The organism is Streptomyces sp. NPDC054834, assembly GCF_053611185.1.
In genome coordinates this window covers 444,464-468,890 of sequence record NZ_JBSGZV010000003.1, presented here as the reverse complement: position 1 = coordinate 468,890, position 24,427 = coordinate 444,464, and the positions used below count along the sequence as shown (strand labels likewise).

The window sequence follows — 24,427 nt, the reverse complement described above, 5'->3', positions numbered from 1 at the left end:
GGCCCGCGACGCTGCGGGCCCGGCGACCGGTGTGGCCGTCCGGGGGGACGGACGGCGGTGTGTCAGGAGGCTGAGTCACGCTCCCAGACGTAGAAGCGGTGCGCCATCGCGTCCTTCGGCGAGCGCCAGGTCTCCGGGTCGTACGCGCTGACGTACGCCTGGAGCCGCTCGCTGACGTCCCGGAACTCGGGGTGGCCGGTCACCTTGGCGATGGCGGGGCCGGGGTCCTTCTCGGACTCGATGAGGTGCAGATACACATCACCGAACTGGAAGAGGCTGCGCCGGGTCACGCCGACGAGGTGGGGCAGTTCCCCCCGGTCGGAGTCCTCGAAGATCTGGGCGATGCCGGGGGCGGATCCGGGGGCCATCCGGGCCACGATCAGGGCTTGGTGCATGGGCTGTCTCCGTCCGGCTTCAGTCGGTCAGGCCCGGCTGGGCCCCCTGCTCGGCGGCCGCCTTCTCGATCCGGTCGCGGATCAGGGCCATCTGGACCTTGGAGTTCTTGTTGATGTTGTCGGTCATCCAGTCGTCGTCGACCGGCGCCTCGGGCTTCATCGCGAAGTCCTGGGTCCAGATCATCCGGGTGCCGTTCGGGACCTCCTCGTAGCGCCACCGGATGTTCATGTGGGCGAAGGGGCCGGTCTCCACCCGGCGGGCCTTGACGGTGAGGGACGGGCGGTCTGTCTCCCGCTCCGAGACCCAGCTCCACACGGTGCCGTTCTCGTCGGGGTGCATGGTCAGCCGGAAGGTGGTCCTGTTCCCCTCCTGGGACAGGATGTCGGCGGAGGCGTACTCGCTGAACAGCTGCGGCCAGTTCGCCACGTCGTTGGTCATGTCCCACACCAGGTCCAGCGGTGCGGCGATGGTGATCTCGTTCTCCGTGTGTCCGGCCATGTCAGGCTCCTGCCAGAAGGGTGCTGTTGACGAGGTCGAGGAACTGCCGGGGGGTCTTGCAGCGCTCCGCGTCAGGAGGCAGCGGCGTGCCGTGACGGTTCTCCAGCTCGCCCACGATGCCGAGCAGGCCGAGCGAGTCGATGCCGAACTCGCCGAAAGCGGTGTCGGGCCGGTCCGTCAGCTCCTGCGGGCTGACGGTGATCCCGGCCGCCGTCTTCATGAGTTCGGACAGTTCTTCGACGGTGATCTGGGCACTCATGTCGTTCCTCTCTCTCCTTGCTGTGTTTCGCTCCGGCGACCTCGCTACGAGGCGTCGGCGGCGCCGTGCCGCAGCACGAGCGCCGAGTTCGACCCCATGAGGCCCCGGCTGAGCACCAGCGCCGTGCGCAGCTCGGCGGCGCGGGCACGGCCGGTCACGAGGTCGAGGTCGTGGCAGATGTCGAAGACGTTCGGGGTGGGCGGGACCAGGCCGTGCTCCATGGCGAGCACCGCCGCCGCGGTGTCCAGCACGGGCGCCGCGCAGTAGCCCCGCCCGGTGCCCGTCTTCGGTGCCGTGACCGGCACCCGCCTGCCGTGGGCGCCCAGGGCGTCGGCGATCGCCAGCGCCTCGGCCCGGTCCGCGGCCGGCACCCCGAGGGCGTCGGCGAAGACGACGTCGACCTCCTCGGGAGCGCAACCGGCCTCGTCCAGGGCCCCGCGGATCGCCTCGGCGAGTCCCTCCCGGGACGCCTCCCAGCGCGAGGCGCCGGTGAAGGTCGCCGCGTGCCCGGCGAGGGTGGCCCGCACGGGCACCCCCCGCTCCCAGGCCGAGGCCACCTCCTCCACGACGAGCATCGCGCCGCCCTCCGCGGGCACGAACCCACAGGCCCGGTCGGTGAACGGCCGGTAGGCGTGCGCCGGATCCTCGACGGTGCTCAGCTCCCCGTAACCGAGCTGGCAGACCATCGAGTACGGCGCCAGCGGCGCCTCGGTCGAGCCGGCCACCATCACCTCGGTGCCGCGCCGCACGGCCCGTGCCGCGTGCGCGAGGGCGTCCAGACCGCCGGCCTCGTCGGCGGCGACCACCGAGCAGGGCCCCTTGAAGCCGCGGCGGATGGAGATCTGGCCGGTGCTGGCGGCGTAGAACCAGGCGATCGACTGGTACGGGCCGACGAACCGGCTGCCCTTGCCCCACAGGTGCTGGAGCTCACGCTGGCCGAACTCACCGCCGCCGGAACCGGCCGCGGTGACCACGCCCACCGAGAACGGCGAGTCGTCGGTGTCGGCCTGGCCGAGGCGGGCGTTCTCCAGCGCCAGATCGGCCGCGGCCATCGCGAAGTGTGTGAACCGGTCGGTCTGGACGAGGAACCGCTCCTCGACCGCACCCGCCGGCTCAAAGCCGCGGACCTCGCCGGCCACCCGCAGCGGCAGGTGCTCGCAGCCCTCGCGGCTGACCCGGTCCAGGACGCTCATGCCCTCCTGGGTGGACTTCCAGAAGGCCTCCACGGTGGTTCCGTTGGGCGCGACCACACCGATTCCGGTGACGGCCGCGCGCCGAGGATACGGTTCGCTCATGGTGTCCTCTCCCCAGTCCGGGTCAGGATCACCGCGGACTGGAAGCCGCCGAACCCACTGCCCACGGACAGGACGCTGCTCAGCTTCCGTTCGCGGGCGACGCGCGGGACGTAGTCCAGGTCGCACTCGGGGTCGGGGGTCTCGTAGTTCGCGGTGGGCGGTACCACCTGGTGGGCCAGGGCCAGCACACAGGCGACGACCTCGATCGCACCGATCGCGCCGAGCGAGTGACCCACCATCGACTTGATGGAGCTCATGGGGGTGCCGTAGGCGTGCTGTCCCAGGGCCCGTTTCACCGCGGCCGTCTCGTGGCGGTCGTTCTGCCGGGTGCCCGAGCCGTGCGCGTTGACGTAGTCGATCGCGCTGCCGTCGAGCCGGGCGTGGTCCAGGGCGTCCTCAATCGCCCGGGCCATCTCCAGACCCTCGCTGGTCAGACCGGTCATGTGGTAGGCGTTGCCGAAGGTGGCGTAGCCGCCGAGCTCGCAGTACACGTGGGCACCGCGGGCCCGGGCGTGCTCCAGCTCCTCCAGGACGAGCACCGCCCCGCCCTCGCCCATGACGAACCCGTCACGGTCGTTGTCGAAGGGACGGGAGGCATGGGCGGGATCGTCGTTGTTGGGGGACGTCGCCTTGATCGCGTCGAAGCACGCCATGGTGATCGGCGATATCGGCGAGTCCGAGGCGCCGGCTATGCAGATGTCGGCCCGGCCCTCCTCGACGGTGTGGAAGGCGTACCCGACGGCGTCGAGACCCGAGGTGCAGCCCGTGGAGACGGTCTGCACCGGACCGCACGCCCCGAACCGCTCCGCGACCGCCGAGGCGAGTGTGCTCGGCGAGAACGCCCGGTGCAGATGCGGCTCCGCCTCCCGGTGGTCCACGTCCCAGCGCTCTCCGCGATGGCTGACCAGCACGTAGTCGTGCTCCAGCCGGGTGGTGCCGCCGACGGCGGTCCCCAGGGACACCCCGACCCGCCAGGGGTTCTCCCCGGCGAGGTCGAGGCCGGAGTCGCGGACGGCTTCCTCGCCCGCGACCAGGGCGAACTGGATGTAACGGTCCGCACGCGCGGTCTGCTCCGGGTCCAGCCCGTGGGCCGCCGGGTCGAAGTCGCACTCGGCGGCGATCCGGGAGCGCAGTCCGGCCGGGTCGAAGAACGTGATGCCCCGGGTCGCGGTACGGCCACTGGCGAGCAGATCCCAGAAGGCGGGAACACCGATGCCGCCGGGCGCGACGATGCCTATGCCGGTGACCGCCACCCGCCTGGTCATGACCGGCTCCCGCCGGCGTCGGCCGGCTCGGCGGCGACCGTCACGGGCTCGGTCTCCTCCGTGTCGACGTGGCCGAGCTGCGGGCGCGGGGCCAGCGGGCCGAGGTGGAAGACGATCCGGGCCTCCACGTCACCGACGTTGCGGAAGCGGTGGCGCATGTGGGCGGGGATCATCAGCCCCTGCTCGGGCCGCAGCGGGTGGGGCTCGCCGTCCAGGTCCACCTCCAGCTGCCCGCAGACGACGTAGATGAACTCCTCGGAGTACGGGTGGTAGTGCTCGCCGATGCGGTCACCGGGCTGCACGATGGCCACGCCCATGAAACCGCTGGTGGAGCCGACCGTGGCGGGGGTGAGCATGGCGCGCAGGTCGCCGCCGCGCCTGACGTTCGGCTCGACCTCGCCGAGGTCCACGATCTTGGGACGGGGTTTGATCACGACGTTCCTCCGATGCTGTGCTGCGGCCGGTCAGGACTCGGGGGACCGGCGGTCGGTGATGAGGGCCATGCGGGCGGACGCCAGCAGACGGGCGGGGTCACCGCTCTTCGCGCCGGCGTCGAGGAGCGTCGTGAGCTCGGCCGCCTGCGAGGGCTCGGGCAGACCGAGGACGACGACGGGGTCGGCCGCCTCGAGGGACCCTCGCACGTCGATCAGCCGGACGACGACGTCGTCGCGCTCGAAGACGGTGCTGCGCAGGATCGGGCTGCGCGAGTCCTTCGCCGCCACCGCGTCCTGCTGGGCGAGGAGTTCGGCCAGCCGCATGCCGAGCCCCTCCCGGGCCGGGTAGTACAGGGCGTGCCGCTCCGCCTCAGGGGTGTCCTTGGCGTGCGTCACATGGTGGACGGCGGGCAGGGCCGCACGGGTGAAGAACACCCGGGCGGACTCCGGGTTGTCGAGATCCCGGTCCTGCTCCAGATAGGGGTTGATGGCCTCCTCGACGGCCCGCACCTCGGGCTGCCGTGCGACGTGGCGCAGCGCCGTGAGGAGGTCGCCGCGCACCTCGATGGCCCGTACGACCCGGTTGCCGTGCATGAACAGGGAGGTGCGGCACAGCCGGGTGGCGTCGTCGACCTGCGGCTCGGGCGAGGCGTAGTCGGCGAGGATCCCGGCGACCTTCTCCTCGCTGCCCGGCTTGACCGTGAAGGTGAGCGCGTGGCGGACCACGCCGTCACCGATCCGCGGGGACGACTGGAGCCGGCGCTTGCCGGTCGCGGCGTCCGTGGCCGGGCCGCCGGTCTCGCGGACGATGTGGAAGCGCAGCGACCGGGTGTCCCGGACGCAGCTGTGCAGCGGCTCCACCATCCGTACGTGCTCCTCGCTGTTCACCCAGGACAGGAACGGCGGGGCGCTCTCCCACTCACTCGTGATGAGCCATTGGGAGGGGTTCTCGATCGACTGGCACAGCTGGTCGCTGACGTGGCCGGGCACGGAGGCGACCTGGTTGCACAGTTGCTCGTACGCCTCCAGGAACTGCTGCTGGGCTCCGTCGTAGACGTCCACCAGCAGGACGACCCGGAGCCTGGAGCCGTCGAACACGGACTGGGAGACATGGTGCGACACCTGTCGCGCCGACAGGTCTGAAAGTCGTTCGGACGTGATGGTCATCCTGCGCGCATCTCCTTCGCGGACCCCTGCGCCTGTCGCCAGGGGCGGCCGATGGACGGAACGGACAGCGACCGGCGCGCCGCGCAAGGAAGCGCGCCGGTCGCATGGGCACGATCTTGCGCCGTGCCGTGCCACACCACGAACGCAGCGGGGTAAGTGGGTGAAGGGTGCTCCGTACGGGTTCGCCCGGTCGGGGGCAGCACGAGGTCTCGCCCCGTCAGAAGTCGGTGGCGAGGCGGTCGGCCTTCTCGGCGGCCTCGCCGGCTTCCTGTTCGGCCCGCGCCAGGGCTTCGGCGGCGGACTCGTAGTGTTTCTCCGCCCGCCGCTGTTCGCGCTCCGTTCTTCGGAGCGTCTCGCGCGCCCGGTCCAGTTGCCGCTCGGCGGTGGCGAGTTGGTCCAGCGCCTCGGCGTGAAGGTCCCGGGCCTGCGTCAGCCGTGCCTCGGCCTGCGTCTGTGCCGTGCGCTTCTCGCGCAGCCGCTGTACGGCCCTGTCGGCGGCCTCGCGGGCGCGGTCGAGCTGTTGCGCCCGCCGTCGGCGGCGCCGCTCGCCGAGTTCGTCCTTCGCCTCGGGCGGCGCCGCGGGCGGTGCGGTGGTCCGCCGGGCCGGGGGTACGCCGGGCATCCGGGCGGTGTCGAACTCCGAGGGCGGGGTGAGCGCGCTCTCCAGGCGGCCGAGGGCCCATCGGTCGGCCGCGTCGGGATCGGCCAGGACCGCGCGCAGGGTGGACTCGACCTCCTGCTGCACCCCGCCCGACAGTCCGTGCCCGGCCTCCCGGGCGAGCCGGGCCGCCTGCCCGGACAGGGCGGAGACGATCCGCCGGCGCTCCGCGGACAGCTCCTTGAGCCCGGCGGCGTCCAGCGTGCGGTATGCCTCGCGCAGCGCCTGGCCGAGCTCGAGGAACCGCCGGCTCTCCTCGGGACGGGAGCGCAGCAGCAGGTTCGCGGCCCAGGCGGCCAGGGTGGGGCGGCGCGCGGCGCGGATCCGGCGGGCGTCGTCGGCGCGCCCGTCCGCCCTGGCCGCGGCCGCCAGTTCCTCTCGGCGGGTGACGAACCGGGTCGGCGGGGTGGTGTAGAGCTCGTCGAGCACCGACTCCACCGCGTTGGGGGGCATGCCCCCCAGACTCCGCCGGTCCGGTCCGCCGTGCACCCGCAGCGGGCCGGTGCGTCAGTCCTCGGGGGACTGCTGGAGCATGGCGAGGGTCAGGACGTTGCCGCCGATGCCCCAGCCGCCGTCGGTGACCTCCTCGACCAGTACGAGGGTGGTGGCGCGGGCGCGCTCGCCGTAGATGTCGACGTACAGCTGGGTGGCGCGGGTGACGATCTCCTCCTTCTGCTTGTCGTCGAGGCTTCCGGCGGGGACCTTGAAGTTCGCGAACGGCATGGCGGTTCTCCTGGGTGGGTTCGGGTGGGGGCTTGGTGGGCGGCCGTCAGATGATGCCGCCGTTGGCGCGGATCACCTGGCCGTTGACCCAGTGACCGGCCGGCGAGGCGAGGAAGGAGACCACCGCGGCGATGTCGGCCGGGGTGCCGAGGCGTTCCAGCGGGGGCTGGGCGGCCAGCCGGGCGACCGTCTCCTCGTCCTTGCCCTCGAGGAACAGGTCCGTCGCGGTGGGCCCCGGGGCGACGGTGTTCACGGTGACGTCCCGCCCGCGCAGCTCTCGCGCGAGGACCATCGTGAGCGCCTCGACCGCACCCTTGCTGGCGCTGTAGGCGCCGTACGCGGGAAAGGCCAGGCCCACCACGGAGGTGGAGAAGGTGATCAGCGAGCCACCGGCGCGCAGGGTCCGGGCGGCCTGCCGGGCGATCACGAAGGTGCCGCGGATGTTGGTGCGGTGCATCGTGTCCAGCTCCGCGAGGTCCAGTTCGGCGACCGGCGACAGGTACATGCGGCCGGCCGCGTGGACGACCACGTCGACCCCGCCGAACTCCGTCTCCGCGGTGGCGAAGAGCGCGGCGACGTCCGCCTCGTCGGCGACGTCGGCCCGGACGGCGACCGCCCGGCCACCGGCGGCGGTGACCTCCTTGACGGCGGCCTCGGCCAGATCGCGGTTGCCCGCGTAGCCGACCACCACGGCGTATCCGTCGGCGGCCAGCCGGCTCACCGTCTCGCGGCCGATGCCCCGCGAACCGCCGGTGACGACGGCGACGCGGCGTGGGCCGGTGCCCTGGGCGGAGGCGCCGGCGCCGGTGCTCGTTTCCTGGGTGGACATGTCGACTCCTGTGAACGTGCCGGACGGGCGTGCACCTCCAGCCTGGTCCGGTGTCCCGGCGTCAGCCACGGCTGTCTCCACCCTGGGGTCGGCGACCCCTGGCTCGGCGGACCGGCACGCGGGATCATGAGGGGGTGAACCAGTCGGAGCTCGCCGCTTTCCTGAAGTCCCGGCGCGACCGGGTCCGCCCGGCCGACGTCGGCCTGCCCGCAGGCCCCCGGCGCCGGGTGCCCGGACTGCGACGGGAGGAGGTCGCACAGCTGGCCGGGCTGTCCGCCGACTACTACACCGAGCTGGAACGTGCCCGCGGCGCCCAGCCCTCCGCCCAGGTCCTGGCCGCCCTCGCCCGCGCGCTCCGGCTGAACGGCGACGAACGCGACCACCTCTTCCACCTCGCCGACCGCCCGCTCCCCCCGGCGGCGCACGGTCCGACGGCGCACGTCCAGCCCGCCCTCCTCGGCCTGCTGGACCGGCTGACCACCACGCCCGCCCAGGTGATCACCGACCTGCACGAGACGCTCGTACAGAACCCCCTGGCCAGGGCGCTGCTCGGCCCGCCTCCGGCGACGACCGGACCCACCGCGAGCTTCGTGTACCGCTGGTTCACCGACCCTGAATCCCGCGCGGTCTACCCGGCCGAGGACCACCCCCATCACTCCCGGGTCTTCGTCGCCGACCTTCAGGCGGTCGCCGCCCGGCGCAGCAAGGACTCCGAGGTGATCCGGACGGTGGCCGCGCTGCGTCGGCACAGCGAGGAGTTCGTGACCCTGTGGGAGACCCGTGACGTCGCCCTGCGCCGCACCGACCACAAGCGCATCGTCCATCCCGCACTGGGCGTCATCGAGCTGGACTGCCACTGCCTGTTCAGCGAGGACGGCCGCCAGCGCCTGCTGTGGTTCACCGCCCCGCCCGGCACCGAGGGCGCCGCCCAGCTGCAACTGCTCGCGGTCATCGGCACCCAGGACCTGACGGAAGGCGACCGGTCCTTGCCGAACGAAGTCCTCTGGGGAGAGTGAAATCTTTTGGTTTCCGCCCGAGAAACCACACTGTGAGGCAACTTGTCGCGCGCTTTTCCGGTCCTGTGAGTCGAGGCCCTGACCACGGCCTCGCATCGCGAGGGGAACAGCGACCACAACGGGGGCGCGGGGATGGCGGTGGGGGGCGGGGGTGAGCAGCCGCGTTCGGTGGCCCGCAGGGCCGCGTCGTTCGTCGGGCAGACGATCCGGGGCGAGTGGCAGGGGATCGTCGTGGATCCCGTACGGCAGCTGTGGCGTCGGGGACTGCCCGCACTGACCCTGGCCTTCGTGGCCACATTCGGCGTGATCTTCTTCCACGACCTCGCGCAACGGCCGGGCGGCGCGCGGCTGGTGTGGCTGCTGGGCGGCGTCAAGGCCGACCTGCCGCTGTGGCTGGCCCTGCTGCGCACCCCGGTCTCCCTGTACGTGCCGGCGCTCGACCTTCCGGTGTGGGCGGGGATCACCCAGCTGTTCCTCGCCTTCGCCCTGGCCGAACTCGTCCTCGGCCGGGCCAGGACACTCGTCATCGCCTACGCCACCACCCTCGCCGGAACGCTCACCGCGCGCGTGATGATCACCATCGGCCCCGGCTGGGGCGGTCTGGGCCTGCCCGCCGCATGCGGGCGGGTGCTCGACACCGGGCCGTCGGCGGCGGTGGTCGGGCTGTTCACCTACATCGCGGTCGTCCGGCGGGCACCCGTGGTCTTCACCCTCACCGGCGGGTCCATGGTGTGGGAGTCGATCGCGGTGCCCAACCTCGCGGGCCGCGAGCACCTGATCGCGGTGGGCATGGCGATCGTCCTGGGGCTGCTCCACCTGCGCGAACACACCCTGCCGCGGACCGGCTCCCTGGTCCGCGGAACCACTACGCAACCGGGCCCGCACACGGTCGGGTACGAGAATTCGACGCGCGCAGCGCCGTGACGGACCAGTCGATCGCCGGGGTCGGACTCTCCGGGGCAGGCCAGCCGTTGATCAGCGCGAGCAGTTCGAAGTACCGGTCACGGCGCGTGTCCTTCGCGGCCGACAGGCGCCGCAGCAGCCACTGGCGCAGCTCGGTGTCGTCGGGACGGCCGAAGGCACGGGCGCAGTGCGCGGTGAGTGCCGCGACGACCGGGCCGGCCTCGGGCGAGCCGGGCGCGATGCCCGACCGGACGGCGGCCGTCGCGTGGTCGCGGACGACCGCCACGGCGTCCGGGCGCGGCCGTGCGGCGCCGCTGCCGGAGAAGACGGCCGCGTGGTCCTCGGCGCCGCGCCGCAGGCCGGCCCGGAAGTCCGGGTCCAGGGACAGCTCCGTGAGCTCCGCCCATGCCTCGACCTGTTCGTCCGTGGGGTCGTCGGGCAGTTCCGGTGTCATGGAGCGCCGGGCCGCGGCGTGGGCCGGGCCGCCGTCGAGCCCGTCGAATACGCTGTCCAGGAAGTCGTCGATCAGCCGGTGACGTTCGGCTCCGGAGAGCCGGACCAGTCGGTGCACGCGTTCCATCTCCTCGAACTCCTCACAGGTCGGCCGGCGCCTGGCCACGGCGGTCAGCAGGGCGTGGCGCAGGCGCAGCACGCCGATCTGCGCCTCCAGGGCGGCGGCGTGCCGCTCGGCGACCTCACCGAGCGAGAGCTCCCGGTCCACGACCCGGCGGATCGTGTCGAGGCCGAGCCCCAGTTCGCGCAGCGTGCGCACCAGGGCCAGCCGGGCCACGGCCTCCGGGCCGTAGCGGCGGTAGCCGGCGCCGGTGCGGCAGGTCGGCGTCACGATGCCGCGATCGGAGTAGAAGCGGATCGTCTTGACCGTCAGCCCGGTGCGCCGCGCCAGTTCACCGATGGGGTACAGGGTGTCGCCGTCCATGGACCCACCTTCCCGTCTCCCCCCGGGGGAGACTCAAGTCGGTACTCGCGTACCGGCGTCCCGAGGGGGAAAGATGAGACGCCGAGCGGAACATCACCATCGAAGCGGAGGAACGCACCCATGCCGCACGAGCGAGCGGGCACGCCGGCCGGTCCCGAGGATCTTGTCGACGTGGCCCGGCTGGTCACCGCGTACTACGCGCTGCACCCGGATCCGGCCGAGCCCGGTCAGCGGGTGGCGTTCGGTACGTCCGGACACCGCGGATCGTCGACGGCGAGCGCGTTCAACGAGGACCACATCGCCGCCACCAGCCAGGCCATCTGCGAGTACCGGGAAGGCCAGGGCACCGACGGCCCGCTCTTCCTGGGGGCCGACACCCATGCGCTGTCGGAGCCCGCGAAGGTGACCGCGCTGGAGGTCTTCGCCGCCAACGGCGTGACGGTGCTGATCGACAGCGCCGACGGGTACACGCCCACCCCGGCGGTCTCGCACGCCATCCTCACCCACAACCGGGGCCGCACCTCCGGGCTCGCCGACGGGGTCGTGGTCACCCCCTCGCACAACCCGCCCGCCGACGGCGGATTCAAGTACAACCCGCCGAGCGGCGGACCGGCGGCCTCGGACGCGACCTCGTGGATCCAGGACCGGGCCAACCAGATCATCGCGGGCGGCCTGAAGGACGTACGACGGCTCTCCTACGCCAAGGCACTCGCCGCGGACACGACCGGCCGGTACGACTTCCTGGGCACGTACGTCTCCGATCTCCCGAGTGTCCTGGACCTGGACGCGATCCGGGCGACCGGTGTGCGCATCGGCGCCGACCCGCTGGGCGGGGCGTCCGTCGCCTACTGGGGCCGGATCGCCGAGCAGCACGGTCTCGACCTGACGGTGGTCAACCCGCACACCGACCCCACCTGGCGGTTCATGACGCTGGACTGGGACGGCCAGATCCGCATGGACTGCTCCTCGCCGTACGCGATGGCCTCCCTCATCGAGCAACGCGACCGCTTCCGCATCGCCACCGGCAACGACGCCGACGCCGACCGGCACGGCATCGTCACCCCGGACGCGGGTCTGATGAACCCCAACCACTACCTCGCGGTCGCCATCGCCTACCTCTACCGGCACCGTGAGCAGTGGCCCGCCGGCACCGGGATCGGCAAGACACTGGTGTCCTCCGGGATGATCGACCGGGTCGCCGCCGACCTCGGGCGCGAACTGGTCGAGGTGCCGGTCGGGTTCAAGTGGTTCGTGGACGGGCTGCTCGGCGGGACCCTCGGCTTCGGCGGCGAGGAGTCCGCCGGCGCGTCCTTCCTGCGCCGGGACGGCTCGGTGTGGACCACGGACAAGGACGGCATCCTGCTGGCCCTCCTCGCCTCCGAGATCACCGCCGTCACCGGGAGGACACCCTCGGAGCACTACGCCGAACTGACCGCCCGCTTCGGCGAACCCGCCTACGCGCGCATCGACGCTCCCGCCTCCCGCGAGGAGAAGGCGCTGCTGGCCAAGCTCTCACCGGCTCAGGTCACCGCGAAGACCCTGGCCGGGGAGCCGGTCACCGCCGTGCTCACCGAGGCCCCGGGCAACGGCGCCGCCATCGGCGGCATCAAGGTGACCACCGAGCACGCCTGGTTCGCGGCCCGGCCCTCCGGCACGGAGGACGTCTACAAGGTGTACGCCGAATCCTTCCTCGGCCCCGACCATCTCGCCCAGGTGCAGGAGGAGGCGAAGTCCGTGGTCCTGGCGGCACTCGGCGGCTGAGGCACTTCGGGCGGGCCGGGCCTGTTTGCCGCGGGACGGACCGGCAAGGCGATGTCCATGACTGAATCGAACAACGACACGAAGCGCAACGCCGACGCCCAGCAGGCCACGGCGGCCAAGGCCCGGCGGGCCGCGGCCGACGCGACGGCTCCCGTCTCCCGGGGCGCGAAGAAGGCCGCCGACAAGACGGATGACGTGGCGTCAGCGGCCAAGGACGGCACCGAGCGTGCCGCCGGCACGGCGGCCGAGGCGGCGACCGGGGCCGCGCAGGCCGGGGCCGAGAAGCTCGAGGCGGGCCGCCGCGCGGTCGTCGCGGCCTCCGGTCAGGTGGCGGCCACGGCCAGGACGGCCTGGACGGTGATCGCCCAGCGCAAGCTCGTCGCGGTGGCGGTGGGCACCGGCCTGACCGCCGTGAGCGCCGCGTCGTACGCGGTGGGCCGCCGCGCCGGGCGCCCCGTGCAGGGCCCCCTCACCCGTCTCACCGGCGGACGGATCTGACAGCCGGGGCCGGCCACGGCCGGCCCCGGGGAACCGGGGCGGTGTGACCGCCCCGGCACAGCTGTACGCGTCTCAAACCACCAACTACCCGGATCGGACGCCCTCCGAGCGGGTGAAGCAGCCTGAGCCCGCCGGCGCCTCGCGGGGCATGCATGAGAGATCCCGGCCGTATCCGGCCGAGTCGGTGCATACGACGCGCTGGAGGCGAGTGATGAAGGAAAGAGCCGATTCCGCCGACCCCGGAACCCACCGGGTACCCGTCCTCATCGTCGGCGGTTCCCTGGTCGGCCTGTCGACCTCGGTGTTCCTGGGCCGGCTGGGGGTGCCGCACACGCTGGTGGAACGCCATGCGGGCACCTCCATCCACCCCCGCGGACGTGGCAACAACGTACGGACGATGGAGTTGTTCCGGGTGGCCGGCGTCGAGGCCGGGATCCGGCAGGCCGCGGCAACGCTGGCCGGCAACCACGGCATCCTGCAGACGCCCACCCTGGTCGGCGACGCGGGCGAATGGCTGTTCAAGGAGATCGACCCGGGCGGCGGCCTCGCCCGCTTCAGCCCCGGCTCCTGGTGCCTGTGCAGCCAGAACGACCTGGAACCGGTCCTCCTGGAGAACGCCGTCCGCCTCGGCGGCGACCTGCGGTACCACACCGAGATGATGTCGTTCGACGCCGATCCCACCGGTGTCACCGCGGTGGTCAAGAGCCGGGACACCGGCGAGCACACCACCATCCGCGCGGACTACCTGGTCGCCGCCGACGGCCCCCGCAGCCCCGTCCGCGAACAGCTCGGCATCGGGCAGAGCGGCCCCGGCGACCTGTTCCACAACATCAGCATGACCTTCCGCTCCCGCCGCCTCGCCGACGTCGTGGGGGACCGCCGTTTCATCGTCTGCTACCTGACCAGCCCGGACGCCGACGGGGCGCTGCTGCCGGTGGACAACCGGGAGAACTGGGTCTTCCACGCCCCCTGGCACCCCGAACACGGCGAAACACTGGAGGAGTTCACCGACGAGCGGTGTGTCGACCACATCCGCCGCGCGGTCGGTGACATGGACCTCGACGTGGAGATCACCGGCCGGGCGCCCTGGCACGCCGCCCAGCGCGTCGCCGGCCGTTACCGGTCCGGGCGGGTCTTCCTGGCCGGCGACTCGGCGCACGAGATGTCCCCCACCGGGGCGTTCGGCTCCAACACCGGCATCCAGGACGCGCACAACCTCGCGTGGAAGCTGGCCGCGGTGCTCGGCGGCTGGGCGGGGGAGGGGCTGCTGGACAGCTACGACGCCGAGCGCCGCCCGGTGGCGGAGGCGACCAGCGCCCGCGCGGCCACCCGTTCGGTGGAGCACAGCCACCCCGGGTTCGCCCCGGCGCCCGGCATGGGCAGCGGCGGCCCCCAGCGCGGCATCCTCAACGTCGCCCTGGGCTACCGCTATCCGCAGGGCGCCGTCGTCGACGCCGACCCCACCACCCCGGTCGTCCCCGAGGCGCTGAACCTGACCGGCGAACCGGGCAGCAGGGCCCCGCACATGTGGGTACGGCGCGACGGCGAGCGGATCTCCACTCTCGACCTCTACGAGCGCGACCTGGTCCTGCTCAGCGACGCGGGCGAGCGGGGCGGAACGGGCGGCTGGCACGAGGCCGCCACCCGCCTCGCCGAAGAGATGTCGATCCCGCTGACCTCGTACCGCGTGGGCACCGGACCCGGTGCCGAGCTGGCCCCCGAGGACGACGTGAACTGGTCGGAGCGGCACGGCACGACACCTGGGGGCGCCGTTCTCGTCCGCCCCGACGGGTTCGTGGCGTGGCGTGCGCCGGGCCCGGTGGAGGAACCGGCGGCGACCCTGGAGGACGTCTTGAACACCGTCCTCGCCCGGGCCCGGAAGCCCAGGGCCTAGAGGCCCTGTCGTCAAATTCCCGCCTGCCGCGCGACGCCATGCACGCTCCCCCAGAGGGGGCACCCCCAGTCGCCGCGCCGGGCCCTGACCCAAGTACGTCCAGTACGAGAGTCAGGGCCCGGCACTCCCCCAGCCTTCGGCCGGGGGGACCCCCAGAGCACGCACCTGACGCCGCGCGGCCCGCCCTTCGGGCTGACGACGGGAATTTGACGACAGAGCCTAGGGGTTCAGCCGTACCGGAAGCTCGAACAGGTCGTTCTGCGTCACCACCGGCTTGTTGCGCAGCTCCGACGCGGGCACCGCCAGGTCGAGGCCGGGGAAGCGGGCGTACAGCGCGGGCAGCGCCACCCCGGCCTCCAGCCGGGACAGGGCCGCGCCCGGGCAGACGTGCGGGCCGTGACCGAAGGAGATGTGACGGTTCCTCGACTCGCGGGTGATGTCGAAGTCACCCGCGGTCGGCCCGTGCGCCTTCTCGTCCCGGCCTATCGCGCCGTACGACACGATCAGGGCGTCACCCGCCGGGATCACCCGGTCGCCGACCGGTACCTCCTCGGTCGCGAAGCGGATCAGGACGTGCGAGGTCGGCGTGGACCAGCGCAGCGTCTCCTCGACCACGGCCGACCAGTCCGCCTCGCCGGACAGCACGAGGGCGCGCTGGTCGGGGTGGGTGGAGAGGTTGACGACGGCGTTGACGATCAGGGAGATGGTCGTCTCGTGGCCCGCGGCGACCATCAGCTGGAGGGTGGAGACGATCTCCTCGTCGGTGAGCCGGTCGCCGTCCTCGGAGGCGAGGATCAGGGCGCTGGTCAGATCGTCGCCGGGCGCCGCCCGCTTGGCGGCCACCGACTCCGCCATGATCTGCGCCAGCTCCGTCAGGGTCGCGATGACCTCCTCGGGCGGGGTCTGGGTCGAGAAGAACTTCTCGAACAGCACCTTCAGCCGGGGCAGCCGGGCCTCATCGAGGCCCATGAGGTCGGCGATGACGTACATGGGAAGCGGGTAGGCGAAGTCCGTCTTGAGGTCGACGACGTCCCCGTTCGCGGGCAGCCGGTCGAGGAGTTCCCCGGTGAGCTTGGTGATCCGCTCCCGCAGCTGTTCCACCCGGCGCGGGGTGAGCGCCTGCGCGACCAGTGTGCGCATCCGGCGGTGGTCCGCGCCGTCCACGGTCAGCATGGAGCGGCCCGGGTTCGCCAGGCCGATCAGCGGCCAGTCCGCGGGGATCTCGCCGCGCTGCCAGGCGCCCCACACGTTGATGTCCTTCACCAGACGCGGATCGGTGAGCAGCGCCTTGGCCTCGGCGTGGTGGGTGACGGCCCAGACGGGGACGCCGCCCGGCAGTTCGACGGCGGCGAGCGGACCGGCCGCGCGCAGCGCCGCGCTCTCGCCGTCCAGGTCGGTGACGAAGGGGTCGAGGGCGATCCGGGATGCTTCGGTACCGGTCGTCATCGTGACATGCCTCCCAGGGCAGGCGGGATCAGAGGGCGGGTACGGGCGTGAACCGCACGGGCAGCTCGGTCAGACCTCGCAGCCAGGGCGAGGGCCGACGGGTGAGGGACCCGGCGGGTATCGCCAGGTCGATGTCCGGCAGCCGGTCGAGTACGACCTCGATGCCGGTCCGCGCGATCACCTCGGCGACCTCCTGCGCGGGGAACGGGCAGCGGTGCTCGCCGTGGCCGAAGGAGAAGTGCGCGTTGTTGCCGCCCGTCAGTGCCGAGCCGTCGGTGCGGACCTGCGGGTCGGAGTTGGCGCCCTGAAGGCCGAGCAGCAGCAGGTCACCGGCCCGGATGCGGCGGCCGCCGAGGTGGGTGTCGCGGGAGGCCCACCGGCCGGCGATGTTCTGGCTGGGCGTGTCCTCCCACAGCACCTCGTTCATGGCCTCGGCGACGCTGTTGCGGCCGCCGAAGAGGGAGGCGGCGAAGCGGTCGTCGGTGAGCATCAGCCTGAGGGAGTTGCCGATCCAGTCGGCGGTCGGCTGGTGCCCGGCCGCCATCATCACCATCAGGTCCTGGGCGATCTCCTCGTCGCTGAAGCCGCTTTCGTCGGCGAGCATCCGGGAGACCACGTCGTCGGCCGGTGCCGCCCGGCGGTCGGCGAGCAGCTGCGCCATCGAGCCGGCCAGATGGGTCTGGCCCGCGATGGCCCGCTCCCGGCCGTCGATCATGTCGTTGAGCGAGGTGACGAGGCCCGGCCCCTCCTCGTCGGAGAAGCCGTAGAGCCGGGCCAGGACGCGCACCGGCAGTAGCATCGCGTACTGCCCGATCAGGTCGGCCGTGCCCACGGTGCACACGGCGTCGACGAGTTCGTCGGCGAACCGTTCGGCGTGGCCGCGCAGGGCGGACGGGTCCACCGCCTCCAGGGCGTTGCTGATCATCCCGGCACGCTGCCGGTGGCGCTCGCCGACGGTGTACAGGATCGACGGCTGCTTGCGGCCGATCATCGGCAGCAGCGGCCAGTCGGCAGGGATCATGTCCCACTGGTTCCACAGGTCGGAATCGCGGCTGAACAGCACCGGGTCGCCGGTGACCTGGTGCAGTTCCCGGTAGCCGAGCACCAGCCAGGCGGGCACGTCGCCGTCGAGCAGCACCGGGGCGACGGCGCCGTGTTCGCGCCGCATCTCCCGGTACAGACGGGCGGGTTCGGTCTGGAACCGGGGGCCGCTGAGGGGGACGGCGTCGGGGGTCACACGAACTCCTGTCGGGGCAGGGCCGCCGGGGCGGACCGGCCGGCGTAGTGCTGCTGGATGTGCTGGACCAGGGTGATGAGCACGTGCTTGCTCGACTCACGGGAGCGGGCGTCGCAGTCGATCAGGGGCACGTGCGGGTCCAGATCGAGGGCCTCGCGGATCGAGTCCGGCGCGTGCGCGGGGCCGCCGAAGTCGTTGCAGGCCACGATGAACGGCGTGCCGTGGTGCTCGAGCCGGTCGATGGCGTACCAGGAGTCGTCGATCCGCCGGGTGTCGACGAGGACGACCGCGCCGAGCGTGCCGGAGAACAGCCGGTCCCACAGGAACCAGAACCGCTCCTGGCCCGGCGCGCCGAACAGGTACAACACGTTGCGCGCGTCCAGCGAGATCCGGCCGAAGTCGAAGGCGACGGTGGTGGCGGTCTTGCCGCGCACCTCCCGGATGTCGTCGACCGCCTCGCCCGCCTGGGTCATCGTCTCCTCGGTGTTGAGGGGGCGGATCTCGCTGACCGAGCGGACCAGTGTGGTCTTGCCGACGCCGAAACCGCCCACGACCACGATCTTCAGACCGTTGTCGGCGGAGGCACCCAGCGGGGTGCGCGCGTCAGAGGTTACGAAGTCCAACGAGCACCTGCTCCAGGATGTCGGGGTCGTAAACGGCCGCTCTGCGGGGGTGGCGGGCGCTGACGCGGCCCGCCGCCAGCAGGTCGCACAGCAGGACCTTGGTGATGCTCACGGGCAGCCGCAGCTCGGCGGCGATCTCCACCACGGAGGTGGGGGACTCGGCCAGCCGAAGGATCGCCGCGAGCTCCGACTGCATCCCGGGGGCCGGCGCCGACTCGGCGACGACGAGCGTGACCAGGTCGAAGGGGTTGTCGGGAGCGGACCTGCTGCGGCCACCGGTGATGGTGTAGAGGCGGTCGGGAGCGTCGTCCCGGCCGGGGCGGCTCATGAGGTGCGGGGCGGAGCGCTCAGGTGCTCGCCGAGCTGCTCCACCAGTTCGCTCATGTTGTGCCCCACCAGCCCGGGGTCCGCGTCCTCGGTGGTCACGACGGCGAGGTGGGCACCCTCGCCGGCCTCCACGATGAACAGCACGCCCCCGTAGAACTCGGTCATCGCCGACCGCACGCCTCCGCTGCCGTCGCCGAACTCCACGGACGCCCCGTGCGACAGCGACTGGATGCCGGCCGCGATGGCCGCGAGCTGGTCGGCCTGGTCGACGGTCAGCTCCGGGGTGCGGCACAGCTTCAGCCCGTCGCGGGAGAGCACGAGCGCGTGGCGCGCGCCCGGGGTGCGCTCCAGAAGACCCTCGATGAGCCAGGTGAGCTTCTCGTCGGCGGTGGTCTGGCCGGTCATGAAGTGGTGTCGCCTTCCGGGTGGGCCTGCGGGTGGGAGGGGTTCGTGCTCGGCGGCGCGGTGTCGCCGGAGGCGGTGTGGTCGGACGCGTCGGACACAGCGGACACGGTGTGGTCCGCGGCCGGTGCGCGTACGGCCTGACGGAAGCTGCTGAAGCGGGCGGCACGGACCTTGGCGTCGTCGACGGCGGGGGTACGGCCCGGCTCGGCGGCCGGGGGAGTACTGCCCGGCCCGGTGACCCCGGGCGCGGGCCTCGCTCGCTCGGCGGCGGCGAGGGTGCGGCCCCGGCGCCGCTTGGGCAGGGCCGCCGACGGGTCGTCCTGTTCGGCCGGGTCGTCCGCATCGCTGTCCGCGGCCTCGTGGACCGGGGTGGGGCCCGCCGCGGGCGCCTCGATGGCCGGGGCGTCCGGCTCGGCGGGACGCGTGCGCTCGGTGGCGGGCGAGGCGACGGCGGCCGGCGGTTCGGCCGTGTGCGGGCTGGTCAGGATCTCCTGCGGGATCAGCATCAGTACGCCCGTGCCGCCCCGCGCGGACGGCCGGAAGGACACCCTCAGGCCGTGCTTGCGGGCCAGCCGGCCGACCACGGCCAGTCCCAGCCGGGTGCCGGTCAGACCGCCCAGCTCGGAGCTGTCACCGGCCACCGCCTCTTCGGCGCGGCGCAGTTGGACGTCACCCATCACCAGTCCGCTGTCCTCGACGGACACGATGATGCCGGCCGGCACCTCCTCCACGTACACGTGGACCTCGGCGGTCGGGGGCGAGAAGTTGGCGGCGTTGTCGAGCAGCTCGGCCAGCGCGTGCATCACGCCCTCGGCCGCGTGACCGGCGACGGCCTCGTCGCTGACCGAGTGGACGCGTACCCGCTGGTAACCGCTGATCCGGCCCATCGCCCCGCGCAGGATCGATTCCATCGCGATCGGCCGCGCCCAGCGCCGGCCGGAGCGGGCGCCGGTCAGTACGGCGATCGAGTCGGCGAGCCGGCCGGCCTGCGCGGTGCGGTGGTCGAGGTGGAGGAGGTCGGCGAGGACCTCCTCGTCGGTGTGGCGGTCCTCCATCGCGCGCAGGTCGGCGAGGGTGGCGGTGGCCAGGGCCTGCATACGGCCGGCCGCGCTGGACGTCGCGGCGATCGCCGCCGCCCGCTCCCGGGTGGCGCGCTCGAGCTGCGCGGCGAGGCGGGCGTTGTCCCGGTCGAGGCGGTCGAGCTCCTGGGCCGCCCCCGTCTCGACCCGGGTCCGCTCCTGGTCGAAGGACGCTGTCAACTCGGCGCGCTGCGCGGCGAGTTCGTCGATCAGGCGCTGCTGCTCCTGCCGGGACTCCTCGGTCGCCCGGGCCTGCTGCTGGAGAAGCCGGCCGAGGTCCTGTGTCACGGTCTCCAGCCTGCGCCGGGCGCCGCGCTCACCCTGCACGGCGTGCACGGCGGACACCACCGCCGCGCACAGCACCAGCGCCGCGGCACTCGCCCCCCAGGCGAGCGGAGTACGTACCGACGGCGGCGCCAGGTCGACCGCAGTGACGATGACGAACGCGGACAGGATGCCGGTCAGCGCCAGTGCGGGGGCGATCGTGCGGAAGGTGGGGCGTTCGCCGTCAGGCGTGGGCGCGGTCATCAGTCGGTCCTAGGGCAGCTGCCGGCGAGGTCGCCGGCAGATGTGAGTGAGTGGTGACGCCTGGTGCTCAACTGGGCGTCACTATACGAGAGTTCTTGATCGATTTGGAAAGGTTCTGGAGTCATCGCACAAAACAAATGGGTACTCGCCCCGATGACGTGACGAAAAGGCACAGGAGCGAACCAGTGGAACCGGGCACACGGGCGGACGACGGGCGCGATCCCAGGCGCTGGAAGGCCTTGGCGGTCACGCTGGTCGCCGGGTTCATGAGCCTGCTGGACGTCACGATCGTCGCGGTCGCGCTGCCCTCCATGCAGCGGGACCTGCACGCGTCGGCACCGGCCATCCAGTGGGTGGTCTCCGGCTACGCCCTGGCCTTCGCCCTGGTGCTGGTGACCGCCGGGCGGATCGGGGACACGGCCGGCCGGCGCCGCGTCTTCCTGCTGGCGCTCGGGGCGTTCGTCGTGTGCAGCGCCGCGGCGGGCGCGGCCACCACCATCGCCCTGCTCGTCGCCGCCCGGCTGGCCCAGGGGGTCGCCGCGGGCTGTCTCGCCCCGCAGAACTCCGCCCTCATCCAGCAGATGTTCCGCGGCGCCGACCGCGGCAAGGCCTTCGGCCTCTTCGGGGCGACCGTGGGCATCTCCAGCGCCGTGGGCCCGGTCGCCGGCGGGCTGATCCTCAAGCTGGCGGAGGGACCCCAGGGCTGGCGCTGGATCTTCTACGTGAACGTACCGGTCGGCGTCCTCGCACTCCTCCTCGGCCTCCGGCTGCTGCCCAAAGTGGCCCCGGGCCGGCGCGAGCGGCTCGACCTGGGCGGTGTGCTGCTGCTGGGCTGCGGGGTGCTGGCGCTGATGCTTCCCCTGGTGCTGGCGGAATCGGGCGGGGTACGGCGGCTGTGGTGGCTGTTCCTCCTCGGGCTCGCCCTCCTGGCGGCGTTCGCCCGGTGGGAGCGGCGGGTCGCGGTGCGTGACGGCCGGCCGCTGCTCGACCCGCGGCTGGTGACCGCGACCCGCGGGTACGCCGTCGGCGCCGCCATCGCCACGCTGTACTTCGTCGGCTTCAGCGGGGTGTGGCTCGTGTTCGCCCTCTTCTTCCAGAACGGCCAGGGCTACAGCCCGCTGCGGTCCGGACTCGTGGTGACACCGTTCGCCATCGGCTCCGCCCTGGCCGCGGCGATCGCCGGCCGCCTGGTGGAGCGGCTCGGCCGGCTGCTGACCGTGTGCGGGCTGGCCGCCGTCGTCCTGGGGCTGGGTGCGACGGCGCTGATCCTGCGTCTCGCGCCCGGCGACGGCTCGGTGTGGCTCGTGCTTCCCGCCCTGTTCCTCGGCGGCGTGGGCAGCGGGTGCGTGATCTCCCCCAACGTGACGATGACGCTGCGGGACGTGCCGGTGCGGATGGCCGGAGCCGCCGGCGGGGCGCTCCAGACGGGGCAGCGGCTGGGCGGGGCGGTCGGTACGGCGGCACTGCCCGGCCTGTTCTACGTGGTGCTCGGCACCCATCCCCACGACTACCGCACCGCCGTCGCACTGGCCGTCGGCTGCGGCGTACTGCCCGTGCTGTGCGCACTGGGTCTGGCGGTCCACGACTGGCTGCGCGACCGCAGGGCGGCCTCGCTGCCCTGCAAGCCCGAGGTGTCGCACAGCCACACCCATGCCGACCAGGGCTGACGTCACTCGTACGGAGCCTTCTGGGCCCGATGGGCCGTCATACGGCGGTACTTGGCGTGCGGCGAGAACCGACTGCCGGTCGGATGATGTATGTGCGACCACTCATAGCCCTTCACCCCATGCGCGCCCGCCTGTTCGCCGCCGCTGTCCCGGCCGCCCTGCTGGCGCTGCTCACCTCCCCGTTCACCGTCCCCGCCGCCGCCGACGACACCACTCCTGCCCGCGGCTCCGCCCACATGGGCATGGGAGTCGAGGCCCACGACGGCTCCAGCCCCGCCCCGGGCGGCCCGCGCGCCGGCCAGACCGAAGGCGTGGACGTCGCCAGCTACCAGGGTGACGTCGCCTGGTCCACCCTGTGGAGCAGCGGCGTCAGATGGGCCTACACCAAGGCCACCGAGGGCACCTACTACACCAACCCCTACTTCTCCGGTCAGTACACCGGTGCGACCGGCGCCGGCATGATCCGCGGCGGCTACCACTTCGCCACCCCCGACACCGCGGGCGGCGCCACCCAGGCCGACTACTTCGTCGACCACGGCGGCGGCTGGAGCCGGGACGGCATCACCCTGCCCGGCGTGCTCGACATCGAGTGGAACCCGTACGGCGACGACTGCTACGGCAAGACACCGAGCGCGATGGTGACCTGGATCCGTGACTTCCTGAACCGGTACAAGTCCCGCACCGGCCGCGCCGCCGTGATCTACACGGCCACCAGTTGGTGGAACACCTGCACCGGCAACTACGCGGGCTTCGCCGCGGCCAACCCGCTGTGGATCGCCCGGTACGCGTCGACGGTTGGCGACCTGCCGCCCGGCTGGTCCACGTACACCATGTGGCAGTACACCTCGACCGGAGCGACGGTGGGCGACCACGACAGGTTCAACGGCTCTGCCGACAAACTGCGGGAGTTCGCCACCGGGTGACGTGACATCATGCACCGATGTCGTGGTCAGTGCCCGCCGGACGGCGGCCCCGGATCGTTCTCGCCGTGGCGGCCGTCGCGATGCTCCTCGTCGGCTCGATCAACACCTTCCGGGGAACGGCGCCGCCGCGTCCGGCGGCGCCGTCCGCGATCACAGCGTGCGTGACCAGGTCCGGCGACCTCATCGCGGACCTGGACGCCGACGGCCGCGCCGACCGGGTCTCCGACCCCTCCGGTGCCGGTGCCCGGCTGACCATCACGTTCGGGACCGCCTCCGGCCACGGGAAGCGGGTCGGCGTCCGGGAACTGGCCGGCGGCTCCGGCGGCGGGGAGACCGATCTGGCCGCCGTGGCGGACTTCGACCGCGACGGATGGGCCGACCTCGTCGTGGTCGCCACGGGCAAGTGGCAGGGCGACGACCCGATCGAGCCGCGCCTCGCGGAACTCAGACGCGGCCCCTTCGCGCGCACCGGCCGCGGCCACGACCCCCGGCACCTGGACCTCGGCGAGACCCGCGGCGTCGCCGTCGCCGACTACAACCACGACCGGTACCCCGACCTCGCCGCCTACACCTACGCCGGTGACGGCGTGTACGAGACCCGCGGCCGGCTCGGCGAGAAGTCCGCGGGCATCGGCGGGTACACCGGCAAGTACGTCGTCACCGCGGAACAGACGGACGACCCCAGGCCCGACAACATGCCGTATCTGAAGCTGAGTTCGTTCTATCCGCGGTGTGCGGGGGAGTAGCTCTCCTCCCGTGCGGACCCCGGGCCGGACTCGGCCACGGCTGTGGCCGCACGGACGAGCGCCGCCACGGCCGTCGAACGGGACTGCTGCGGCCAGGCGATGGCGAAGAGCACGGGCGGCGCGTCCGGGACCGGCCGGTAGACCACGCCCGGACGCGGATAGCGCGCGGCGACCGACGCGGGCAGCAGCGGGGTGAGGTCGCCGAGACCGACGAGCGTGAGCAACTGGGCCAGGTCGCGGCCCACGCTGCGGGTCTCGTCGATGAACCGGTGCACATCGCCTGGGCGCAGTCCGAGGTCGGCGAGGACCGGGCGGTCCCGGGCGGCGAGCGGGTGCCCGGCGGCCAGGGCCACGACGCGCGGTTCGGCGGCCAGCGTCTCGGCGTCCAGGCCCGTACGGTCGAAGGGTTCGAACACCAGGGCCGCGTCGGCTTCCCCCCGGCGCAGCAGTTGCGGCTGCTCCTGCCAGCCGCACAGCCGGACGGCGACCGGTACGGCCGCGGGATCGGCGGCGAAGCGCGCCAGGATCGGCTCCAGCAGCCCCCCGTCCCCGTCGGCCTTGACGGCGAGGACCAGCTTCGGCTCCGGGGCGGCCGCGCGCCGGGCCCGTCGACCGGCGGCCTCCAGGGCGTCCAGGGCGATCCTCGCCTCCTGGAGGAGCACCGTTCCGGCCGGGGTCAGCGCCACGCTGTGGGTGGTCCGCGCGAGGAGGGTGACGCCCAGCTCCGTCTCCAGTTGGCGGATCGCGCGGGACAGCGGCGGCGGGGACATGCCCAGCCGTTCGGCGGCCCTGGCGAAGTTGAGTTCCTCGGCGACGGCGACGAAGTAGCGCAGCAGGCGGGAATCCACGCCTCTCCCTACGGGTTTCTCCTGCGGTCGGTATTACCGTCAGGGTAACAAGCGGGAGCGGATCG

At 72.7% G+C, this 24,427-nt stretch carries 26 protein-coding genes; 8 read left to right on the top strand and 18 right to left on the bottom strand.

Going from position 1 to position 24,427, the window contains the following annotated elements; genetic code table 11:
• Positions 1–62: 62 nt before the first annotated feature.
• The 10 genes from ACWGJM_RS07155 to ACWGJM_RS07110 all read right to left on the bottom strand — a co-directional run bounded on the left by ACWGJM_RS07155 (position 63) and on the right by ACWGJM_RS07110 (position 7,524).
• Positions 63–395, bottom strand: a complete 333-nt coding sequence (locus ACWGJM_RS07155) for a TcmI family type II polyketide cyclase (RefSeq protein ID WP_453410651.1) — start codon at positions 393–395, stop codon at positions 63–65.
• Positions 396–414: 19 nt separating this feature from the next.
• Positions 415–894, bottom strand: coding sequence for an SRPBCC family protein (locus ACWGJM_RS07150; protein ID WP_453410650.1), 480 nt, complete (start codon positions 892–894; stop codon positions 415–417).
• Position 895: 1 nt separating this feature from the next.
• Positions 896–1,153 carry an acyl carrier protein gene (locus tag ACWGJM_RS07145; protein WP_453410649.1) on the bottom strand — a complete coding sequence of 86 codons (258 nt, stop codon included), beginning with the start codon at positions 1,151–1,153 and terminating at the stop codon, positions 896–898.
• Positions 1,154–1,197: 44 nt separating this feature from the next.
• Positions 1,198–2,448, bottom strand: a complete 1,251-nt coding sequence (locus ACWGJM_RS07140) for a ketosynthase chain-length factor (protein ID WP_453410648.1) — start codon at positions 2,446–2,448, stop codon at positions 1,198–1,200.
• Complete coding sequence (locus ACWGJM_RS07135) at positions 2,445–3,713, bottom strand: beta-ketoacyl-[acyl-carrier-protein] synthase family protein (RefSeq protein WP_453410647.1); 1,269 nt, start codon at positions 3,711–3,713, stop codon at positions 2,445–2,447. The genes ACWGJM_RS07140 and ACWGJM_RS07135 overlap by 4 nt, the downstream gene beginning before the upstream one ends.
• Entirely contained in the window at positions 3,710–4,147 is a 438-nt protein-coding gene (locus tag ACWGJM_RS07130; protein WP_453410646.1) for a cupin domain-containing protein, read from the bottom strand. The genes ACWGJM_RS07135 and ACWGJM_RS07130 overlap by 4 nt, the downstream gene beginning before the upstream one ends.
• A 30-nt stretch (positions 4,148–4,177) precedes the next feature.
• Positions 4,178–5,314: a SchA/CurD-like domain-containing protein gene (locus ACWGJM_RS07125; protein WP_453410645.1), complete on the bottom strand. Its 1,137-nt coding sequence runs from the start codon at positions 5,312–5,314 to the stop codon at positions 4,178–4,180.
• Positions 5,315–5,531: 217 nt separating this feature from the next.
• Positions 5,532–6,425, bottom strand: a complete 894-nt coding sequence (locus ACWGJM_RS07120; RefSeq protein ID WP_453410644.1) for a hypothetical protein — start codon at positions 6,423–6,425, stop codon at positions 5,532–5,534.
• 54 nt (positions 6,426–6,479) lie between these two features.
• Positions 6,480–6,695 (bottom strand): tautomerase family protein, encoded by a 216-nt coding sequence (locus ACWGJM_RS07115; RefSeq protein WP_453410643.1) that lies wholly within the window; start codon positions 6,693–6,695, stop codon positions 6,480–6,482.
• 46 nt (positions 6,696–6,741) lie between these two features.
• Positions 6,742–7,524, bottom strand: a complete 783-nt coding sequence (locus tag ACWGJM_RS07110; protein ID WP_453410642.1) for an SDR family oxidoreductase — start codon at positions 7,522–7,524, stop codon at positions 6,742–6,744.
• Between the two features lie 134 nt (positions 7,525–7,658).
• Here ACWGJM_RS07110 and ACWGJM_RS07105 point away from each other — a divergent pair, with 134 nt between their 5' ends.
• Both ACWGJM_RS07105 and ACWGJM_RS07100 read left to right on the top strand, forming a co-directional pair.
• Entirely contained in the window at positions 7,659–8,540 is an 882-nt protein-coding gene (locus tag ACWGJM_RS07105) for a helix-turn-helix transcriptional regulator (protein ID WP_453410641.1), read from the top strand.
• Positions 8,541–8,672: 132 nt separating this feature from the next.
• A complete protein-coding gene (locus tag ACWGJM_RS07100; protein ID WP_453410640.1) occupies positions 8,673–9,464 on the top strand; it encodes a hypothetical protein in 792 nt (263 codons plus the stop codon).
• On the opposite strand, the gene ACWGJM_RS07095 is transcribed toward ACWGJM_RS07100, so the two are convergent.
• The gene (locus tag ACWGJM_RS07095) at positions 9,406–10,380 is read right to left on the bottom strand and encodes a MerR family transcriptional regulator (RefSeq protein WP_453410639.1); all 975 of its coding nucleotides are present in this window, start codon (positions 10,378–10,380) and stop codon (positions 9,406–9,408) included. The two genes, ACWGJM_RS07100 and ACWGJM_RS07095, sit on opposite strands and share 59 nt — an antisense overlap.
• A 120-nt stretch (positions 10,381–10,500) precedes the next feature.
• On the opposite strand from ACWGJM_RS07095, the gene pgm reads away from it, so the two are divergent.
• From pgm to ACWGJM_RS07080, 3 genes are all read left to right on the top strand, one after another.
• Positions 10,501–12,141: a phosphoglucomutase (alpha-D-glucose-1,6-bisphosphate-dependent) gene (pgm, locus tag ACWGJM_RS07090; protein ID WP_453410638.1), complete on the top strand. Its 1,641-nt coding sequence runs from the start codon at positions 10,501–10,503 to the stop codon at positions 12,139–12,141.
• A gap of 51 nt (positions 12,142–12,192) precedes the next feature.
• Positions 12,193–12,639, top strand: a complete 447-nt coding sequence (locus tag ACWGJM_RS07085; RefSeq protein WP_453410637.1) for a hypothetical protein — start codon at positions 12,193–12,195, stop codon at positions 12,637–12,639.
• A 211-nt stretch (positions 12,640–12,850) separates the two neighbouring features.
• Positions 12,851–14,533 carry an FAD-dependent oxidoreductase gene (locus tag ACWGJM_RS07080; RefSeq protein ID WP_453410636.1) on the top strand — a complete coding sequence of 561 codons (1,683 nt, stop codon included), beginning with the start codon at positions 12,851–12,853 and terminating at the stop codon, positions 14,531–14,533.
• A 219-nt stretch (positions 14,534–14,752) separates the two neighbouring features.
• Here ACWGJM_RS07080 and ACWGJM_RS07075 read toward each other — a convergent pair whose 3' ends face one another.
• From ACWGJM_RS07075 to ACWGJM_RS07050, 6 genes are read right to left on the bottom strand one after another with little or no spacing between them, the layout of a single operon-like run.
• Positions 14,753–15,979, bottom strand: coding sequence for a cytochrome P450 family protein (locus ACWGJM_RS07075; protein WP_453410635.1), 1,227 nt, complete (start codon positions 15,977–15,979; stop codon positions 14,753–14,755).
• 28 nt (positions 15,980–16,007) lie between these two features.
• Complete coding sequence (locus ACWGJM_RS07070) at positions 16,008–17,216, bottom strand: cytochrome P450 (RefSeq protein ID WP_453410634.1); 1,209 nt, start codon at positions 17,214–17,216, stop codon at positions 16,008–16,010.
• Positions 17,213–17,839, bottom strand: a complete 627-nt coding sequence (locus tag ACWGJM_RS07065; protein ID WP_453410633.1) for a GTP-binding protein — start codon at positions 17,837–17,839, stop codon at positions 17,213–17,215. Before ACWGJM_RS07065 ends, ACWGJM_RS07070 begins: the two co-directional genes overlap by 4 nt.
• Positions 17,820–18,167: a DUF742 domain-containing protein gene (locus ACWGJM_RS07060; protein ID WP_453410632.1), complete on the bottom strand. Its 348-nt coding sequence runs from the start codon at positions 18,165–18,167 to the stop codon at positions 17,820–17,822. Before ACWGJM_RS07060 ends, ACWGJM_RS07065 begins: the two co-directional genes overlap by 20 nt.
• Entirely contained in the window at positions 18,164–18,571 is a 408-nt protein-coding gene (locus tag ACWGJM_RS07055) for a roadblock/LC7 domain-containing protein (protein ID WP_453410631.1), read from the bottom strand. The genes ACWGJM_RS07060 and ACWGJM_RS07055 overlap by 4 nt, the downstream gene beginning before the upstream one ends.
• Entirely contained in the window at positions 18,568–20,178 is a 1,611-nt protein-coding gene (locus ACWGJM_RS07050; RefSeq protein WP_453410630.1) for an ATP-binding protein, read from the bottom strand. The genes ACWGJM_RS07055 and ACWGJM_RS07050 overlap by 4 nt, the downstream gene beginning before the upstream one ends.
• A 185-nt stretch (positions 20,179–20,363) precedes the next feature.
• Here ACWGJM_RS07050 and ACWGJM_RS07045 point away from each other — a divergent pair, with 185 nt between their 5' ends.
• The 3 genes from ACWGJM_RS07045 (at position 20,364) to ACWGJM_RS07035 (ending at position 23,514) form a co-directional block, all read left to right on the top strand.
• Positions 20,364–21,845 carry an MFS transporter gene (locus ACWGJM_RS07045; protein ID WP_453410629.1) on the top strand — a complete coding sequence of 494 codons (1,482 nt, stop codon included), beginning with the start codon at positions 20,364–20,366 and terminating at the stop codon, positions 21,843–21,845.
• Between the two features lie 119 nt (positions 21,846–21,964).
• The gene (locus ACWGJM_RS07040) at positions 21,965–22,768 is read left to right on the top strand and encodes a lysozyme (protein ID WP_453410628.1); all 804 of its coding nucleotides are present in this window, start codon (positions 21,965–21,967) and stop codon (positions 22,766–22,768) included.
• Between the two features lie 17 nt (positions 22,769–22,785).
• Complete coding sequence (locus ACWGJM_RS07035; RefSeq protein WP_453410627.1) at positions 22,786–23,514, top strand: FG-GAP repeat domain-containing protein; 729 nt, start codon at positions 22,786–22,788, stop codon at positions 23,512–23,514.
• Here ACWGJM_RS07035 and ACWGJM_RS07030 read toward each other — a convergent pair.
• A complete protein-coding gene (locus tag ACWGJM_RS07030; RefSeq protein WP_453410626.1) occupies positions 23,490–24,362 on the bottom strand; it encodes a LysR family transcriptional regulator in 873 nt (290 codons plus the stop codon). The genes ACWGJM_RS07035 and ACWGJM_RS07030 overlap by 25 nt on opposite strands.
• Positions 24,363–24,427 lie beyond the last annotated feature (65 nt).

Bases quoted from the DNA above. Each gene is read 5' to 3' on its own strand.
- ACWGJM_RS07110 (WP_453410642.1), bottom strand. From the start codon at position 7,524: ATGTCCACCCAGGAAACGAGCACCGGCGCCGGCGCCTCCGCCCAGGGC.
- ACWGJM_RS07145 (WP_453410649.1), bottom strand. From the start codon at position 1,153: ATGAGTGCCCAGATCACCGTCGAAGAACTGTCCGAACTCATGAAGACG.
- ACWGJM_RS07155 (WP_453410651.1), bottom strand. From the start codon at position 395: ATGCACCAAGCCCTGATCGTGGCCCGGATGGCCCCCGGATCCGCCCCC.
- ACWGJM_RS07120 (WP_453410644.1), bottom strand. From the start codon at position 6,425: ATGCCCCCCAACGCGGTGGAGTCGGTGCTCGACGAGCTCTACACCACC.
- ACWGJM_RS07095 (WP_453410639.1), bottom strand. From the start codon at position 10,380: ATGGACGGCGACACCCTGTACCCCATCGGTGAACTGGCGCGGCGCACC.
- ACWGJM_RS07100 (WP_453410640.1), top strand. From the start codon at position 8,673: ATGGCGGTGGGGGGCGGGGGTGAGCAGCCGCGTTCGGTGGCCCGCAGG.
- ACWGJM_RS07055 (WP_453410631.1), bottom strand. From the start codon at position 18,571: ATGACCGGCCAGACCACCGCCGACGAGAAGCTCACCTGGCTCATCGAG.
- pgm (WP_453410638.1), top strand. From the start codon at position 10,501: ATGCCGCACGAGCGAGCGGGCACGCCGGCCGGTCCCGAGGATCTTGTC.
- ACWGJM_RS07150 (WP_453410650.1), bottom strand. From the start codon at position 894: ATGGCCGGACACACGGAGAACGAGATCACCATCGCCGCACCGCTGGAC.
- ACWGJM_RS07085 (WP_453410637.1), top strand. From the start codon at position 12,193: ATGTCCATGACTGAATCGAACAACGACACGAAGCGCAACGCCGACGCC.
- ACWGJM_RS07060 (WP_453410632.1), bottom strand. From the start codon at position 18,167: ATGAGCCGCCCCGGCCGGGACGACGCTCCCGACCGCCTCTACACCATC.
- ACWGJM_RS07140 (WP_453410648.1), bottom strand. From the start codon at position 2,448: ATGAGCGAACCGTATCCTCGGCGCGCGGCCGTCACCGGAATCGGTGTG.
- ACWGJM_RS07115 (WP_453410643.1), bottom strand. From the start codon at position 6,695: ATGCCGTTCGCGAACTTCAAGGTCCCCGCCGGAAGCCTCGACGACAAG.
- ACWGJM_RS07050 (WP_453410630.1), bottom strand. From the start codon at position 20,178: ATGACCGCGCCCACGCCTGACGGCGAACGCCCCACCTTCCGCACGATC.
- ACWGJM_RS07040 (WP_453410628.1), top strand. From the start codon at position 21,965: ATGCGCGCCCGCCTGTTCGCCGCCGCTGTCCCGGCCGCCCTGCTGGCG.
- ACWGJM_RS07035 (WP_453410627.1), top strand. From the start codon at position 22,786: ATGTCGTGGTCAGTGCCCGCCGGACGGCGGCCCCGGATCGTTCTCGCC.
- ACWGJM_RS07135 (WP_453410647.1), bottom strand. From the start codon at position 3,713: ATGACCAGGCGGGTGGCGGTCACCGGCATAGGCATCGTCGCGCCCGGC.
- ACWGJM_RS07075 (WP_453410635.1), bottom strand. From the start codon at position 15,979: ATGACGACCGGTACCGAAGCATCCCGGATCGCCCTCGACCCCTTCGTC.
- ACWGJM_RS07080 (WP_453410636.1), top strand. From the start codon at position 12,851: ATGAAGGAAAGAGCCGATTCCGCCGACCCCGGAACCCACCGGGTACCC.
- ACWGJM_RS07125 (WP_453410645.1), bottom strand. From the start codon at position 5,314: ATGACCATCACGTCCGAACGACTTTCAGACCTGTCGGCGCGACAGGTG.